This is a genomic window from Rhodococcus sp. NPDC003382, assembly GCF_053589135.1.
Window position 1 is genome coordinate 69,899 of the sequence record NZ_JBSFRH010000010.1, and the last position, 15,933, is coordinate 85,831.

Annotated in this window: 13 protein-coding genes; 6 read left to right on the plus strand and 7 right to left on the minus strand. The window is 70.6% G+C overall.

From position 1 onward, the window contains the following. The 3 genes from ACWDUD_RS09650 to ACWDUD_RS09660 all read left to right on the plus strand — a co-directional run bounded on the left by ACWDUD_RS09650 (window position 1) and on the right by ACWDUD_RS09660 (window position 4,702). Window positions 1–1,755, plus strand: coding sequence for an ABC transporter substrate-binding protein (locus ACWDUD_RS09650; protein WP_450109166.1), 1,755 nt, complete (start codon window positions 1–3; stop codon window positions 1,753–1,755). Then, window positions 1,752–2,309 (plus strand): adenine phosphoribosyltransferase, encoded by a 558-nt coding sequence (locus ACWDUD_RS09655; RefSeq protein WP_450109167.1) that lies wholly within the window; start codon window positions 1,752–1,754, stop codon window positions 2,307–2,309. The genes ACWDUD_RS09650 and ACWDUD_RS09655 overlap by 4 nt, the downstream gene beginning before the upstream one ends. An 86-nt stretch (window positions 2,310–2,395) precedes the next feature. After that, the gene (locus tag ACWDUD_RS09660) at window positions 2,396–4,702 is read left to right on the plus strand and encodes a RelA/SpoT family protein (protein WP_450109168.1); all 2,307 of its coding nucleotides are present in this window, start codon (window positions 2,396–2,398) and stop codon (window positions 4,700–4,702) included. Window positions 4,703–4,723: 21 nt separating this feature from the next. Here ACWDUD_RS09660 and ACWDUD_RS09665 read toward each other — a convergent pair whose 3' ends face one another. The 4 genes from ACWDUD_RS09665 to ACWDUD_RS09680 form a co-directional block, all read right to left on the minus strand. Then, entirely contained in the window at window positions 4,724–5,527 is an 804-nt protein-coding gene (locus ACWDUD_RS09665) for a peptidylprolyl isomerase (RefSeq protein WP_450109169.1), read from the minus strand. A gap of 69 nt (window positions 5,528–5,596) precedes the next feature. Further along, window positions 5,597–6,436 carry a peptidylprolyl isomerase gene (locus tag ACWDUD_RS09670; RefSeq protein WP_450109170.1) on the minus strand — a complete coding sequence of 280 codons (840 nt, stop codon included), beginning with the start codon at window positions 6,434–6,436 and terminating at the stop codon, window positions 5,597–5,599. Window positions 6,437–6,613: 177 nt separating this feature from the next. Then, window positions 6,614–7,396 carry a peptidylprolyl isomerase gene (locus tag ACWDUD_RS09675; RefSeq protein WP_248675024.1) on the minus strand — a complete coding sequence of 261 codons (783 nt, stop codon included), beginning with the start codon at window positions 7,394–7,396 and terminating at the stop codon, window positions 6,614–6,616. Beyond that, complete coding sequence (locus tag ACWDUD_RS09680; RefSeq protein WP_450109171.1) at window positions 7,396–8,268, minus strand: peptidylprolyl isomerase; 873 nt, start codon at window positions 8,266–8,268, stop codon at window positions 7,396–7,398. The genes ACWDUD_RS09675 and ACWDUD_RS09680 overlap by 1 nt, the downstream gene beginning before the upstream one ends. A 152-nt stretch (window positions 8,269–8,420) precedes the next feature. Between ACWDUD_RS09680 and ACWDUD_RS09685 the strand changes: the two genes are divergently transcribed. From ACWDUD_RS09685 to ACWDUD_RS09695, 3 genes are read left to right on the plus strand one after another with little or no spacing between them, the layout of a single operon-like run. Beyond that, window positions 8,421–9,104 carry an MBL fold metallo-hydrolase gene (locus ACWDUD_RS09685; RefSeq protein WP_197256325.1) on the plus strand — a complete coding sequence of 228 codons (684 nt, stop codon included), beginning with the start codon at window positions 8,421–8,423 and terminating at the stop codon, window positions 9,102–9,104. 46 nt (window positions 9,105–9,150) lie between these two features. Continuing rightward, window positions 9,151–10,425: a histidine--tRNA ligase gene (gene hisS / locus ACWDUD_RS09690; RefSeq protein WP_450109172.1), complete on the plus strand. Its 1,275-nt coding sequence runs from the start codon at window positions 9,151–9,153 to the stop codon at window positions 10,423–10,425. Continuing rightward, on the plus strand, window positions 10,385–11,056 hold the full coding sequence (locus ACWDUD_RS09695) for a hypothetical protein (protein WP_450109173.1): 672 nt from the start codon (window positions 10,385–10,387) through the stop codon (window positions 11,054–11,056). The genes hisS and ACWDUD_RS09695 overlap by 41 nt, the downstream gene beginning before the upstream one ends. Window positions 11,057–11,104: 48 nt before the next feature. On the opposite strand, the gene ACWDUD_RS09700 is transcribed toward ACWDUD_RS09695, so the two are convergent. Genes ACWDUD_RS09700 through ACWDUD_RS09710 form a run of 3 tightly spaced genes read right to left on the minus strand, consistent with a single transcriptional unit; the run spans window position 11,105 to window position 15,933 of the window. Continuing rightward, window positions 11,105–12,235: an amidohydrolase gene (locus tag ACWDUD_RS09700; RefSeq protein ID WP_450109174.1), complete on the minus strand. Its 1,131-nt coding sequence runs from the start codon at window positions 12,233–12,235 to the stop codon at window positions 11,105–11,107. Next, on the minus strand, window positions 12,232–14,046 hold the full coding sequence (locus tag ACWDUD_RS09705) for an alpha/beta hydrolase family protein (protein WP_450109175.1): 1,815 nt from the start codon (window positions 14,044–14,046) through the stop codon (window positions 12,232–12,234). Before ACWDUD_RS09705 ends, ACWDUD_RS09700 begins: the two co-directional genes overlap by 4 nt. 60 nt (window positions 14,047–14,106) lie before the next feature. Further along, window positions 14,107–15,933 carry an N-acetylglutaminylglutamine amidotransferase gene (locus ACWDUD_RS09710; RefSeq protein ID WP_450109176.1) on the minus strand — a complete coding sequence of 609 codons (1,827 nt, stop codon included), beginning with the start codon at window positions 15,931–15,933 and terminating at the stop codon, window positions 14,107–14,109.

Here is a 15,933-nt window from a genome sequence, read left to right on the forward strand (position 1 = left end):
ATGGCGGCAACCGAACGGACCCAGCGCACCCGACGACTACGACGGTCGCTCCGGACCGTGGTCACCGCTGCGGCGGTGACCGCGGTCGCGGCCGGAGCCGTGGCCTGCGGCTCCTCCGACGAACCGCTGCACTCGATCGGCTACGCGATCGACGGGACCGTCACCACCTACAACGCCAACACCGTCGACGGTGCCGCGTCGGGTGCGCGGCAGGCGCTCGCGCGCGTGCAGCCCGGCTTCGGCTATGTGGGGCCGGCCGGCCGCGTCGTCGCCGACACCGACCTCGGTACCGCCACCGTCATGCCCGCCGATCGGCTCACCGTCCAGTACCGGCTCGCCGCGGATTCGGTGTACTCCGACGGGGTGCCGATGAGCTGCGACGACCTCGTGCTGGCGTGGGCTGCGGCGTCCGGCCGTTTCACCGCCCCGGACGAAACCGGTGCCGTGGTGAACGTGTTCGACTCGGCGCAGCGCGGCGGATACGCCGACATCGAGCGGGTCGACTGCCAGCCCGGTTCGAAGGACGCGACCGTCGTCTTCCGTGCGGACCGCTCCGACACGGACTGGAAGTCGCTGTTCGGGGCCACCGAGCTGCTGCCCTCGCACGTGGTGGCCCGGGTGTCCGGGGTCGCCGACCCGGTCGCGGCGATCAACGGCGGTGACCTCGACGCGGTGCGTCGGATGGCGGACTTCTGGAACACCGGCTGGAACCTGACCCCCGGAGCGCTCGACCTCTCGCTGCTGCCGTCGGCCGGGCCGTATCGCATCGAGTCCTACACGGCCGAGGACGGTCTCGTCCTCGTCGCGAACGAACGCTGGTGGGGCAACCGCCCAGCCACGGACACGATCGTGGTGTGGCCGCGTGGCACCGCCGCATCGACCGCGTCCGAGGACGGCCGGATCCACGTCGTCGACAGCGCCGACGGTGCCCTCGAGGGCATCGGCGCCGGGGACGGGGCCACCGTGTCGACGGTGCCCTCGCGCAACGTCGAGCAGCTGACACTCGCCACCAAGGGCGTGTTCGCGAACCCGGCGGCGCGGCGCGCGTTCGCGTTGTGCATTCCCCGCGGGGAACTGTTCGACCAGCTCGGAACGGTCGCCGACGCGCCGGACGCGGGGCTCGGTGCCGGACCGGTCGATTCCCGGATCCTCTCGGCGGATTCCCCGCTGTATCCCGGCGTGGCCGGAACCGCTTCCCGGTACGCCCAGGTCGACCGGGAGGCGGCGAAGCGCGAACTCGCCGCCGACGGCCAGGAGCGGATCACCGTCCGGGTCGGCTATCTCGGGCCCGACCCGCGTCGCGCCCGGACCGTGGAACTGATCGCCGAGTCGTGCCGCGACGCCGGTATCGAGGTCGTCGACGCCGGATCCGAGACGTTCACGCCGTCACAACTGACGGCGGGACAGCTCGATGCCGTCCTCGCCGGCACGGCCGCGGTCGCCGGGGCCGGCGGTACCGCCGACATGGCCGACGCCCGCGGCGCCCTGCACTCCGGGACCGGCGGCAACGTCGGTGGTTTCGCAAACCGCCGCGTCGACGAGATCCTCGACGCGCTGCTCGTCACCTCGGACAATGCCGCGGTGGCCGCCCTGGCCGGTGAAGCCGAGACGATCCTGTGGAACGAGATGCCGACGGTGCCGCTGTTCGCGCAGCCCCGCACCACCACGCTTGCGTCCGGGATGCACGTCGCCGTCGCGAATCCGACGACCGCGGGTGCGGGCTGGAACATGGACCGGTGGATACTGACCAGGTGAGCATCCACGGAACCGTCGACCCTGTCCTCCTCGAACGCGCCGCGACCGCGGTGACCGAACGGACCCGGTGGGTCGACGACTTTCCGACGCCCGGTGTGCGCTTCGCGGACCTCACCCCGGTGTTCGCGGACGGTCCGGCCTTCGGTGCGGTGATCGCCGCGCTGGCGGCCGTCGCGGAGGGCGCGGAACTGGTGGCCGGCGTCGACGCGCGGGGCTTCCTCCTCGGCGGCGGCATCGCCCGCGAACTCGGGGTCGGGGTCCTGGCGGTGCGCAAGGCCGGCAAGCTTCCGCCGCCGGTGCGCACCTGCGAGTACTCCCTCGAGTACGGCTCCGCATCCATCGAGATTCCGGGCGATTCGATTGCCCTCGAGGGTCGCCGGGTATTCGTCGTCGACGACGTCCTGGCCACCGGCGGCACCCTCGCCGCGACCGTGCAGTTGCTCGAGGAAGCGGGTGCGGACGTGGTCGCGGTGTCGGTCGTGACCGAGATCGAGGCGCTGGCCGGACGCGCACGGCTCGCGAAGCACCCGCTGACGTCGATCGTGCGGATCTGAGGACTACAGTTGGCGCAGGTACCCGGGCCGGACGGCCCCGGCGGGCCGAGCACGACGGTCCGGGCAATGCGGCGGGAGGAGTGGGTATGACCCAGAATCTTGATCGGTCGTCGAACTCCGGCCCCACCCCGACACCGGCATCGACGTCCGCGTCGCGCCGGGTGCGGGCGCGGCTGGCCCGGCGCATCACCGGACAGCGCGGAACCACGCTCAAGCCGGTGCTCGAGCCGCTGGTCACGATCCACCGCGAGCTGTATCCGAAGGCCGATCTGTCGCAGCTGCAGCGCGCCTACGACGTCGCCGAGGAACGCCACGCCACGCAGAAGCGCAAGTCCGGCGACCCGTACATCACCCATCCGCTCGCGGTCGCGACGATCCTCGCCGAGCTCGGGATGGACACCACGACGCTCGTCGCGGCACTGCTGCACGACACGGTCGAGGACACCGGTTACAGCCTCGAACAGCTCACCGCCGAGTTCGGTGAGGAGGTCGCGCACCTCGTCGACGGGGTCACCAAGCTCGACAAGGTCGTCCTCGGCAATGCCGCCGAGGCCGAGACCATCCGCAAGATGATCATCGCGATGGCGCGGGACCCGCGGGTCCTGGTCATCAAGGTCGCCGACCGGCTGCACAACATGCGCACGATGCGTTTCCTGCCGCCCGAGAAGCAGGCGCGCAAGGCCCGCGAGACCCTCGAGGTGATCGCGCCGCTCGCGCATCGTCTCGGCATGGCGACGGTCAAGTGGGAGCTCGAGGACCTGTCGTTCGCGATCCTGCATCCGAAGAAGTACGAGGAGATCGTCCGCCTCGTCGCGACCCGCGCGCCGTCCCGCGACACCTACCTGGCGAAGGTGCGCGCCGAGATCAACGCGACGCTGGCGGCGTCGCGGATCGACGCGACCGTCGAGGGCCGGCCCAAGCACTACTGGTCGATCTACCAGAAGATGATCGTGAAGGGCCGCGACTTCGACGACATCCACGACCTGGTCGGGGTGCGCATCCTCTGCAACGAGATCCGCGACTGCTACGCCGCGGTCGGTGTGGTGCATTCGCTGTGGCAGCCGATGGCGGGCCGCTTCAAGGACTACATCGCCCAGCCGCGCTACGGCGTGTACCAGTCCCTGCACACCACCGTCATCGGTCCGGAGGGCAAGCCGCTCGAGGTGCAGATCCGCACCCGTGAGATGCACCGGACCGCCGAGTTCGGGATCGCCGCGCACTGGCGCTACAAGGAAACCAAGGGCAAGCACTCGGGCGACGCCAACGAGCTCGACGACATGGCGTGGATGCGTCAGCTGCTCGACTGGCAGCGTGAGGCCGCGGATCCGGGGGAGTTCCTCGAGTCGCTGCGCTACGACCTGGCGGTCAAGGAGATCTTCGTGTTCACGCCGAAGGGCGATGTGATCACGTTGCCGTCGGGGTCGACGCCGGTGGACTTCGCGTACGCGGTGCACACCGAGGTCGGGCACCGGTGCATCGGTGCCCGCGTCAACGGCCGGCTCGTCGCGCTCGAACGCAAACTCGAGAACGGCGAGGTCGTCGAGGTGTTCACCTCGAAGGACCCGAACGCGGGGCCGAGCCGCGACTGGCAGTCGTTCGTGGGATCCCCGCGCGCCAAGGCGAAGATCCGCCAGTGGTTCGCGAAGGAACGCCGCGAGGAGGCTCTCGAGGCGGGCAAGGACGCCATCGCGAAGGAGGTGCGGCGCGTCGGGCTGCCCCTGCAGCGGTTGATGAACGCCGACATGATGCTCGCGGCCGCCAAGGAACTGCGCTACAGCGACGTGTCCGCGCTGTACACGGCTGTGGGGGAGCACCACGTCTCCGCGCAGCACGTCGTGCAGCGCCTGGTGACGATGCTCGGCGGTGTCGGCGGTGTCGAAGAGGAACTCGCCGAACGGGCGACGCCGTCGACGACGCCGACCCGGTCGCGGCAGAGCGGTGATTCGGGAGTCGAGGTTCCCGGGGCGCCGGGCACCGTCTCGAAGCTCGCCAAGTGCTGCACCCCGGTCCCGGGCGACGAGATCATGGGCTTCGTGACCCGCACCGGTTCGGTCAGCGTGCACCGCACCGACTGCACCAACGCCGGATCGCTGAAGGAGCAGTCGGAGCGGATCATCGAGGTGAAGTGGGCGCCGTCCCCGTCGTCGGTGTTCCTCGTCGCGATCCAGATCGAGGCGCTGGACCGGCACCGGCTGTTGTCGGACGTCACCAAGGCACTCGCCGACGAGCGTGTAAACATCCTGTCGGCGTCGGTGACCACGTCGGGAGACCGGGTCGCGGTCAGCCGGTTCACGTTCGAGATGGGTGATCCCAAGCATCTCGGGCACGTGCTGAACGTCGTCCGCAACGTGGAGGGCGTCTACGACGTCTACCGCGTGACGTCGGCGGCCTGACCCGGCGAGATTCGGGACCGGTCAGCGGACGCCGGTGATCACCACCGGCGTCGTCGGGGTGCCACCGCCGAGGCGGCTGCTGCCGTCGTGCCCGGCCGCCGCGGCCGCGTCGAGCAGCGGCAGGCCCGCCTCCCCGACGGTGCCCAGGACCGTGTACTCCGGATACAGCACCGAATCCCCGATGACCAGGAAGAACTGGCTGCCGTTGGTGTCGGGCCGGCCGGTGTTGGCCATCGCGACCGTGCCCCGCGGGTAGAGCGTCGGGGGTGCCTGGTAGCCGTCGGAGCCGTGCGACACGGTCACCGGCCACTCGTCCGCGAACGTGTAGCCGGGACCGCCGGTTCCGGTGCCCGACGGATCCCCGCACTGGTACAGGCGGGCACCCTCGTCGGTGGACAGACGATGGCAGGCGACGTCGTCGTAGAAACCCTGCCGGGCCAGCGAGACCAGGCTGTTCACCGCACACGGCGCGTCGGCGCGATCGAGCTCGAGCGGTACCGCACCGATGCTGGTGTCGAGGGTGAGCTCCACGGTTCCGCTCGTGGGCACCGGTGTCGCGGCCGGGGCCGTCGCGGGACGTGCCGCGCTGCCGCCTGGGACGTACGAACACGACACGGTCGGCGCGTCGGGAACCGGTGGTGGGGGCAGCGGAGCTCCGGCGGGCATCGTCAGGGCCGGAGCAGGGGCCGGTGCCGGGATCGGCGGGGTGTCGGCGGTGGTGGCGTCGCCGGTGCTGCACGCTGTCACGACGACCGCGACGACCCCGAGCGTGCAGACGCGGGACCGGCGGACGATCCCCTGCATCGCGGATGAAACGGCTCTCACAGATCCGGACCGTAACCGAACCGGGCATTTCCGGACAGACCCTGCCGTCGTGACGGGCCCGTTTCACCCTCAGATCACCCTGTTGATCACCACCGGTGTGAGGGGGCGGCCACCGATGGAATCGGGGCCGCCGTCGTGTCCTGCCGCCGCCGCGGCATCGAGCACCGACAGTCCGGATTCGCCGATGGTTCCGAAGACGGTGTACTGCGCCGGCAGCACGCTGTCGCCGAAGAACAGCAGGAAACGGCTGCCGTTGTTGTCGGCGTGTCCGTCCGAGGCCATCGCCAGCGTGCCGCGCGGGTGCAGCACCGGCGTCAGGAACCCGTTCGTCTGGGAGGTCACCGTGACCGGGTATTCGTCGGCGAATCGGTAGCCGGGTCCGCCGGTGCCGGTTCCCGTGGGGTCGCCGCACGTGAAGACCCGCGTTCCGGGCTCGTCGACCAGCCGCTCGCAGGCACTGCCGTTGTAGAAGCCCTGCCGGGCCAGATTGATGAAGCTGTTGACCGCGCACGGCGCCTTCGCTCGCTCGAGCACGACGGGAATCGAGCCGGCCGTGGTGACGAGGGTGATCTTGACGGTCCCGGCTGTCGAGACCGTGGCCACCTGCGAGAACCGGGCCCGGGGCGTCGCGGGACCTCCCTCGGTGTACCGGCACTCGACGGTTGCGCCCGGCGGTGCGGGAACCGGTGGCAGGGCGGGAAGGGCCGACGCGTCGAACTCGTCCGGCGCCGAAGTCGACGTCACTGTGGGGGACGAGGTGAGCGCGGTCGTCGACGGGGTGCCCGCGGCGTCGCTGTCGGCCGCGCATCCCGCGGCGAGAATCGCGGTGGCGAGCAGCACGCTGCCCCGGCGCGCGCGGCGGCGGGGTGTCCGATCGCGGGTGGGCACCGTCGAGGGATGTGGGGTCACAGCAACGGCACGATATCCGATTCGCCGGGGTTAGGACAGGAAGCGGGAGTTGTCCCGCACCCGGACCGGGCGTGCGGTGACCGGGGCCACAGAGGAAGCCGGCCGGGGAGCCGGACGGGACGGTGCCTTCCGTTCGGAAGGTACCGTCCCGCCACCGCACTCGGAATGCCACTGCACTCAGGACGCGACGGTCACCGTCTCGATCTGCACCGGCAGGTTCGGGGCACCGCCACCGACGCTGCCCATCGAGCCGTCGTCGCCCGCGGCCGCGACCTTCTCGATGGTCGCGAGTCCGGCCTCGTCGATCGTGCCGAAGATCGTGTACGCCGGCGGAAGCTGCGAATCCTCGTAGACCAGGAAGAACTGGCTTCCGTTGCTGCCGGGCTGCCCGGTGTTCGCCATCGCGACGGTGCCCCGCGGGTACACCACGGGCTGGGAGAGCGCGGGATCGGTCGGTGCGAACGCGGTCTCCGGGTATTCGGTGTCGAATCCGTAGCCCGGGCCGCCCCGGCCGGTGCCGGACGGGTCGCCGCACTGCAGCACCTGCAGGCCGGGTGAGGTCACGAGACGATGGCAGGGTGTGTCGTCGAAATAGCCCTGCTCGGCCAGCGACACGAAGCTGTTGACCGTGCACGGTGCGGCGGCGGGATCCAGCGTCAGCCCGATCGGGCCCGCGCTGGTGGTCATCGTCACCGTCGGCGATCCCGCGGTGCTCACCCCGCTTCCCTGCGGCGGCGTCACGTCCTTCGCGGCCTCGCCGTCCGGCATGTAGCTGCAGTCGACGGGGTCGCCCGCGGCGGGACGTTCGGGCAGCGCGCCCGTGTACGTCGGCGCAGCCTGGGTGGCCGTCGCCGTACGGGTGGTGGTCGTGGCGGTGTCGGTGCCGTCGTCGGAACAACCGGCCAGCAGGAGTGCTGCGCCGGCGGCGACGACCGCGAGACGAGTTCGGGTGCGGGCCATCAGTCCATCCTCACGCTGGTCAGGGACGTCGCCAGGGCCGGCTTGCCGTCCGCGCCGCCGCCGGCGACACCTTCTGCGGCGATCTTGTCGAGTGTCGCCAGTCCGGTCTCGTCGACCGTACCGAACACCGTGTACTGCGGCGGCAGTATCGAATCCCCGTAGACCAGGAAGAACTGGCTGCCGTTGGTGCCCGGGCCGGCGTTGGCCATCGCCAGGGTGCCGCGCGGGTAGGTCATCGGCTCCTGCGAGGCCGGGTCGTCGGCCGCGAACTGGTCGGTGGGGAACTCGTTGGCGAACTCGTAACCCGGCCCGCCGCTGCCGGTTCCGGTCGGGTCACCGCACTGCAGCACCTGCAGCGACGGCGACGTCGTCAACCGGTGGCACTCGGTGTTGTCGAAGTATCCCTGCGAGGCGAGGGACAGGAAGCTGTTGACCGTGCACGGCGAATCCGAGTTGTGCAGGATCAACCCGATGTTCCCCTGCGTCGTCTCGACGCTGACGCTGATGTCGGTGTTGGCCTCGCCGCTGGTGAGGATGCCCTCGGTGCGCGGTGGCTCCACCGGCCGCGAGGGCTCGCGCCCGTCGGCCGGGTATGCGCAGTTCACGGATTCGGGCAGCGGTTCGGCGCGACCGGTGGGCATCGCTGCGAACTCGGAGCTCTGCTCGGTCTCGCCGGTGGCGGTGGTGGCGCTCTCGTCGTCGCCGCGGTTGACCGCCCACAGCGTGACGCCCACACCGATCGCGACGATCACCCCGAGCGCCGTCAGGCCGATGTTCCGTTGGCGGCGTTTGCGCTCACGCTCCGCACGGCGCGCGAGCTGCCGTTCGAGTTTGCGTTTCGCGGCCTGGCGCCGCTGTGCGTTGCTCGGCACTGCTGTAGTCCTCCCGTAACCCGTCGGTCGTGGCTGAGCTGTGAAGTCAGGCCGGATCGAGTTTGCCACCCGAACCTGGAAGCGGGCGGACCGGGCGTTGCACCTAGGCTGTAGGGGCCCCCAGAACTGCCCTCACCGTAGGAGCGATGCTCGTGCTCGTTACCGGATTCCCCGCCGGGATGTTCCAGACCAACTGCTACATCCTCGCGCAGGACAACTCGAAGGAGTGCGTCGTCGTCGATCCCGGTCAGGACGCCGCCGAACCGTTGAACGAGTTCCTCACCGGATCCGACCTGAGTCCGCGCGCGGTACTGCTCACCCATGGGCATCTCGACCACATCTGGTCGGCGCAGGTGGTCGCGGACCGGTACGACATCCCCACCTACATCCACCCCGGCGACCGGCACATGCTCACCGATCCGGGAGTCGGACTCGGTTCGAGCCTGGCACCGTTCCTGCAGGGCGCCACCTTCACCGAACCGCACGAGGTGATCGAGTTCGCCGACGGCGACGAGATCGAGCACGCCGGGATCCGCTTCGTCGTCGACCACACCCCCGGCCACACCCAGGGATCGGTGGTGTTGCGCACCGTCGCAACCACCCCCGACGGCACCGAGGTTCCGGTCGCCCTGACCGGCGACACCCTGTTCGAGGGGTCCATCGGCCGCACCGACCTGCCCGGCGGCAACCACGAGCAGCTGCTCGAGTCGCTCGCCGCGAAACTGCTGGTGCTCGACGACGCCACGAACATCCTTCCGGGGCACGGACGGTCCAGCACGATCGGTCGGGAGCGGGTGTCGAACCCCTTCCTGACGGGCCTGGCCGGCACCCGCTGATCCGGCCCCACACGCACATCGTTCCGACGAGAGAAAGCAGCGACAGGTGAGCAAGGTCTCCACGTTCTCGGCCCCGAAGGGTGTCCCGGATTACGTTCCGCCGCAGTCCGCGGAGTTCGTGGCCGTGCGCGACGGTTTGACGCGGGCCGCGCGTCTGGCCGGGTACGGGCACATCGAGCTGCCGATCTTCGAGGACACCGGGCTGTTCGCGCGCGGTGTCGGCGAATCCACCGACGTCGTCACCAAGGAGATGTACACGTTCGCCGATCGTGGCGACCGGTCCGTCACGCTGCGCCCCGAGGGCACCGCCGGTGTGATGCGCGCGGTCATCGAGCACGGTCTCGACCGCGGCCAGCTGCCCGTCAAGCTCAGCTACTCGGGCCCGTTCTTCCGGTACGAGCGGCCCCAGGCCGGCCGGTACCGGCAGCTGCAGCAGGTCGGCGTGGAGGCGATCGGCGTCGACGATCCCGCGCTCGACGCCGAGGTCATCGCCGTCGCCGACGCCGGTTTCCGCAGCCTGGGACTCGAAGGCTTCCGCCTCGAGATCACCTCGCTCGGCGACGAGACCTGCCGGCCGCAGTACCGGGAGTTGCTGCAGCAGTTCCTGTTCGGGTTGCCGCTCGACGAGGAGACTCGCCGCCGCGCCGAGATCAACCCGCTGCGTGTGCTCGACGACAAGCGCCCCCAGGTGCGGGAGATGACCGCCGACGCGCCGCTCATGCTCGACCATCTGTCCGACAGCGCCAAGGCCCACTTCGACGAGGTGCTGAGCCACCTCGACGCACTCGGGGTGCCCTACGTCGTCAACCCGCGCATGGTCCGCGGCCTCGACTACTACACCAAGACCACCTTCGAGTTCGTGCACGACGGCCTCGGTGCCCAGTCCGGCATCGGCGGCGGCGGCCGCTACGACGGCCTGATGGAGCAGCTCGGCGGACAGCCGCTGTCGGGTATCGGGTTCGGTCTCGGTGTGGACCGCACGATCCTCGCGCTCGCCGCCGAAGGCAAGAGCGCCGCCACCCCGGCCCGCTGCGAGGTGTACGGCGTGCCGATGGGCGACGCCGCCAAGTCCGCACTGGTTCCGCTCGCCCACAAGCTCCGCGGCGCGGGCATCCGCGTCGACCTCGCCTACGGAGGACGCGGACTCAAGGGCGCGATGAAGGCCGCCGACAAGTCCGGGGCCGTCGTCGCCCTGGTCCTCGGCGATCGTGAACTCGAGGCCGGCGAGATCGTCGTGAAGGACCTGCGTACCGGCGAGCAGCAGACCGTGCCGCTCGCCGATGCAGTCGCGCGCGTGGGTGAGGTCGTTGCCGGGAACTGACGGGCCTGCGCCCGAATCCGTGTCCCTCGACCTGCTGCCGCCGCACCTCCTGCTGCCGCGTGCCCGCCGCGTCGCGCTCGCATCGGTGCTCCTCGGCATCGTGCTCGCCGGGGTGGCGTGGCTGTTCGTGCCGACGTCGATCGCCGTCGCGCTCGGGCTGCTGTTCGGGCTGCCCCCGGCCGTCGGCGCATTCGTCGTGACCCGCCGGCATCTGCGCCTCGACGGCACGGTGCTGGTGGCGTCGGGACCGGTTCGTTCGCGCAGCGTGGACCTGCGGCACCTGGCTGGTGTCGAGTTGCTCGTGCGTGTCGCGCGGGTGAGTCAGGTGATCCTCCGCATCAACGACGGTGAGCACGGGCTCGTGTCGGTGCCGCTGGCGTTGTACGCGGACGGCGGCGGACGCGAACTCGACGTGCTCGCGCTGCGTCGGCTCGCCGATGCCCTCGCCACCGCCGAGGTGGCGCCGGCCGCCGCGGTGTCGTCGGTCCTCGTCGAACAGTTGCGGGCCGAGGCGCGCAGCGCGGCGGTGGGGGAGCGGCCGCTGTACCGGGCGGTCGAACTGGCCCGCAACGCGGGCCGGGTGCCGCAGACGACCCTGACCGATCACGAGGTGGCCTCGCTCGTCGACTGAGCGGGGCCGACCGCGCCGACGCTGTCGGGGTCATGCCCGTCGGCCGCGTCACCCCTGCCGGGCCAGCGCGACGAAGGTGCGCACCCCGTGCACGAGGGCGCGTTCGTCGAGGGTGAACTCGGGGCGGTGCAGATCGCAGCGCGGCCCGACCCCGTCCCAGACGCCGAGCCGCGCCATCGCGCCGGGGACCTTCTCGAGGTACCACGCGAAATCCTCACCGCCGCTGGACTGCTGGGCCTCGGCGAGGTTGTCCAGCCCGACGACCGTCTCGATCGCTTCGAGCAGGTCCGAGGCACAATCCGGGTCGTTGACGACCGGAGGAACGCCCTGCACGTACTCGAGTTCGTGCCCGACCCCGTACGGCGCGAGCAGTTCGCCGACGGTGCGCCGCACCAGGGGTTCGAGACTCGCCCAGGTCGCGTGGGACGCGCTGCGCAGGGTCCCGACCAGCTCCCCGGACTCGGGAATCGCGTTGCCCACGTGACCCGCCGAGATCCTGCCCCATGTCAGGACCGTGGCGCTGCGCGCGTCGACCCGCCGGTCGAGCACCGACGCCAGGCCGGTGATCAGCACCGCCGCGGCGTGGATCAGGTCGCCGGTCAGATAGGGCCGCGCCGAATGCCCGCCGGCGGACGACAAGCGCACCGTCACCGCATCGCTCGACGAGGTGATCGGTCCGGCCCGGGTCGCGAGCATGCCGACCCGGAACTGCGGGGCACAGTGCAACGCGAAGATCTTCGACACGCCCTCGAGCACCCCGGCCGCGACGACCTCGATCGCACCACCCGGCGTCGCCTCCTCCGCCGGTTGGAAGATCAACCGGACCCGGTGGGGCGGAGGGTCTTCGGCGAGCTCGGCGGCCGCTCCCATGAGGATCGCGGTGTGCGCGTCGTGTCCGCACGCGTGGCACACCCCGGGCACCGTCGACGCGAACGGCAGACCCGTGGCCTCGGTCAGCGGCAGCGCGTCGAGGTCCGCCCGCAAGGCGATGCAGTGCGCGCTCGGCGGACCCACGTCGCACCACAGTCCTGTCCCGCGCGGCAGGGTCACCGGCTCGAGGCCCAGTGAGCGCAGATGGTCGCGGACCACCGCGGTCGTGCGGTGCTCGGCGAACCCCAGTTCGGGGTGTGCGTGCAGGTCGCGCCGCCACGCCACGAGCTGTTCGAACGAGACGCTCATCGTGCGGCCTCCTCGACCCGGCTCACACCCAGGTGTGTGGTGAGCCAGTCGACCATCGCCGAGGCCAGGGCACGGCGGTTCTCCCGCTTGACGATCTCGTGGCCCTCGTCGTCGAACAGGAGGAAATCCGCGACGCCGCCGCGGGCGTGCACGGCCGCGACGATCTGCTCGGACTCGCCGACCGGCACGTTGGTGTCGTGCGCGCCGTGCACCACCAGCAGCGGGGCCTTCAGGTCGTCGATCCGGTGGATCGGGGAGAGCTCCTGCAGCAGTTCCCGGTCGTGGACCGGGTGCCCGTACTTCGGGTAGGCCGCGGCCGCGATCCACGGCTCGGTGTTGGCGTAGAAGCTCTCGAGGTCGCTCATGCCACAGATCGCGACGCCCGCGGCGAACAGCGGGGCATGGAAGGTCAAGGACGCCAACGTGAGATACCCGCCGTAGGAGCGGCCGGCACACGCGATCCGCGCCGGGTCGGCGATGCCTCGCTCGACGAGGAACTGCACGCAGTCCGCGACGTCGTCGATGCCGGCGAAACGCCCGTACCGGTCGTCGGCGTGCATGAACGTCCGCCCGAATCCACCCGATCCCCGGACGTTCGGTGCGAACACGGTGATCCCGGCGTCCACCAGGGCGGGGAAGTAGTCGCTGTACCCGGGCCGTTCCTGTGCCTCCGGGCCGCCGTGGAAGTACAGCATCACCGGTCCCGGCTCGCTCCCGCCGCGATAGTGCCAGCCGGACAACGGCATTCCGTCCCGGGCCTCGAATTCGAGCAGCTCCGGTGCCACCGCCGGGTCGATGCGGGTGCGTGCATGCTCGACCGGAACCCAGTCGCCGGAACGGGGATTGACCAGTTCGACCGACGGCGGCATCCCCGGGCCCGCCACCGTCACCGCGAGCAGCGCGCCGGTCGCGCTGAGCGAGAGCTCCGACGCGATGAGCCCGGGCAACAGGATCGGCGGCGCCAGCGAGCCGTCCCTCAGGTCGAGCATCTGTAATTCGCTCAGCCCCTTGATGTTCCACAGCAAGGCCACGGTCGTGTGGTCCTCGCTGACGGCGAACTCGTCGAGGTCCGCGTCGGGCCGCTCGGCGAGGACCCGGTACGACACGCCCTCGTCGGACACGGCGACGCCCAGCAGTCGCGCGAACTCGCTACCGTGATCGCTGCGCACCACGGCCCGCACGTAGCGGGCCGGTTCACCGTCGCTGGACGCCCACGGGGACCCGTACCGGTCCAGCCCTCCGAGCAGGCGGTGGTCGTCGAGGATGACCCCGGCATCGGTGGTCGATCCGAAATCGGTGGGCAGCAACGGTGTCCGTGTTCCGTCGGCGCGCAGCAGCAACAGCTCGCGATGTCCGCGTGGCCCGACGCGCAGCAGTGCCGAACCGTCCCACGAATCCACAAGATGTCCACCGACCCGGCGATCGAGCACGACCGACTCCAGCGTCTGCGGATCGATCAGCCGGGATTCGGCGACGCCCTCCTCGTCGGTCGCGGTGACCGCGACGAGCGGACCGTCCCAGCACACCAGTTCCGTCGAGCCGTCATCGGCGGTGTCGAGCCGCCGCGCGCTGCGGTCGTCCGGATCGGTCTGCACCACCCACACCTGGGTGCGGGTGCCGGCGTCGGGAGCGACCTCGAGCGCGAGCCACCGGCCGTCCTCCGAGTGCTGGATCCGCGTGACCGGACCACTGACGGGCAGGTCCACGCGACGGGAGGGCCCGGCCGACCGGCCGGTCAGGAAGCGCTGCACCGCCCACGGATAGCCGCCGTCGTCGACGATGTGCGCGAACCCGGTCGCATCGGGCGACATCGACGCACCCGACGTGAAACGCACATGCGTAGGGCCCTCCGGTACCGCATCCATCCCGGCTCACTCCTTCTGCACCCGCGCAGGCTGCGCGGTTCTCGTCCCGGTCTGCTCGTCCATCGACTGCAACCACAACTCGAGCAGCGCGACCTGCCAGAGCGCGTTCGCGCCGAGCGTGGTGCGGGTGTCGTTCGGTGCGGCCAGCAGTGCGTCGATCGTGCGCGGCCGGTACAGGCCGCGTTCGCGCGCGGCGCGGCTGTGCAGGGCGTCGCGCACCAGGGTCAGCAGTTCCCCGTCGAGATTCCGGATTCCCGGAACCGGGAAGTATCCCTTGGTGCGGTCGATGATCCGGTTCGGCAGGAGCGCCCGGCTCGCGTCCTTGAGGACGCCCTTGCCGCCGGACGCGAGTTTGAGTTCGGGCGGGCAGGTCGCGGCGAGTTCGACGAACTCGTGATCGAGGAACGGGACCCGCGCCTCGAGGCCCCACGCCATCGTCATCGTGTCGACCCGTTTGACCGGGTCCTCGACGAGCATGACCGTCGTGTCGAGACGCAACGCCGCATCGACCGCGGTGTGAGCGCCGGGTTCGGCATGCTGCGCGGCCAGGAACTCGCTGCTCGCGTCGTGGTCGAGATGGTAGTCGGGGCACAGCAGCGCGCCGATGTCGTCGTGGGAACGGTCGACGAACACGCGGGCGTAGGTCTCGGCGGACCGGTCGCGCGCGACGCCGAGCATCGGGGGATACCAGTCGTATCCGGCGAGGATCTCGTCGGCACCCTGACCCGACTGGACCACCTTCACCGATCGGCGTACCTCCTCCGACAGCAGGTAGAACGCGACACAGTCGTGACTGACCATCGGCTCGCTCATCGCCGCGATCGTCGCGGGCACGGCCGGCAGCAGACGTGAGGAATCGATGTGGATCTTGTGGTGGGCGGTGCCGAACGTCTCGGCGACCAGATCCGAGTACTCGTACTCGTCCCCGGATTCTCCTGCAGCCGAATCGAATCCGATGCTGAATGTCTCGAGGCCGTGCTGGCCCTGCTCGGCGAGCAGCGCGACCACCAGGCTCGAGTCGATGCCGCCGGACAGCAGAACCCCGACGGGCACGTCGGCGACCATCCGTCGCGACACCGCGGTGCGCAGGGCGTCGAGCAGGGCGTGCTGCCAATCGGGTTCGGTCCACGAGGCGCGGTCCGGGTCCGGTCCGAACACCGGTTGCCAGTACCGGATGTCGTCACTGCGGCCGTCGGGGCGGATCACCCGCACGGTCGCCGCAGGCAGCTTCCGGATACCCCGGAAGATGGTGCGCGGGGCCGGCACCACCGAATGGAAGCTCAGATAGTGGTGCAGCGCCACCCGGTCGAGGTCGGTGTCGACGTCACCGGCGTGCAGCAGCGCCGGAACCGTCGACGCGAACCGCAGCCGGCCCGGGGACTCGGCCAGATACAGCGGTTTGATCCCGAGCCGGTCGCGCGCGAGGGTGACCACCCCGGTGTCGGTGTCGGCGATCGCGAACGCGAACATCCCGGCGAAGCGGCGCACACAGTCCGTGCCCCACCGATCGAATGCCTTGAGCACCACCTCGCTGTCCGCGGTGGAGAAGAACCGGTAGCCGGCCGCCTCCAGCTCGGCGCGCAACTGCCGGTAGTTGTAGATGCACCCGTTGAACACGAGCGCGAGCCCGAGGTCGCTGTCGATCATGGGCTGGCGGCCGCGCGGGGACAGATCGATGATGCTCAGCCGACGGTGTCCCAGGGCGATCGACTCCTGCACGTACATCCCGCCGGAGTCGGGGCCGCGCGGTGCCATCGACGCGGTCATCCGGGACACGGCACCGGTGTCGGCGGGCTTGCCGTCGAACCGGATCTCGCCGCACACCCCGCACAC

Excerpts from the sequence above, each read along its gene's own strand:
- ACWDUD_RS09650 (WP_450109166.1), top strand. The coding sequence starts at position 1 with ATGGCGGCAACCGAACGGACCCAGCGCACCCGACGACTACGACGGTCG.
- ACWDUD_RS09660 (WP_450109168.1), top strand. The coding sequence starts at position 2,396 with ATGACCCAGAATCTTGATCGGTCGTCGAACTCCGGCCCCACCCCGACA.
- ACWDUD_RS09675 (WP_248675024.1), bottom strand. The coding sequence starts at position 7,396 with ATGGCCCGCACCCGAACTCGTCTCGCGGTCGTCGCCGCCGGCGCAGCA.
- ACWDUD_RS09695 (WP_450109173.1), top strand. The coding sequence starts at position 10,385 with ATGCAGTCGCGCGCGTGGGTGAGGTCGTTGCCGGGAACTGACGGGCCT.
- ACWDUD_RS09700 (WP_450109174.1), bottom strand. The coding sequence starts at position 12,235 with ATGAGCGTCTCGTTCGAACAGCTCGTGGCGTGGCGGCGCGACCTGCAC.
- ACWDUD_RS09705 (WP_450109175.1), bottom strand. The coding sequence starts at position 14,046 with ATGTCGCCCGATGCGACCGGGTTCGCGCACATCGTCGACGACGGCGGC.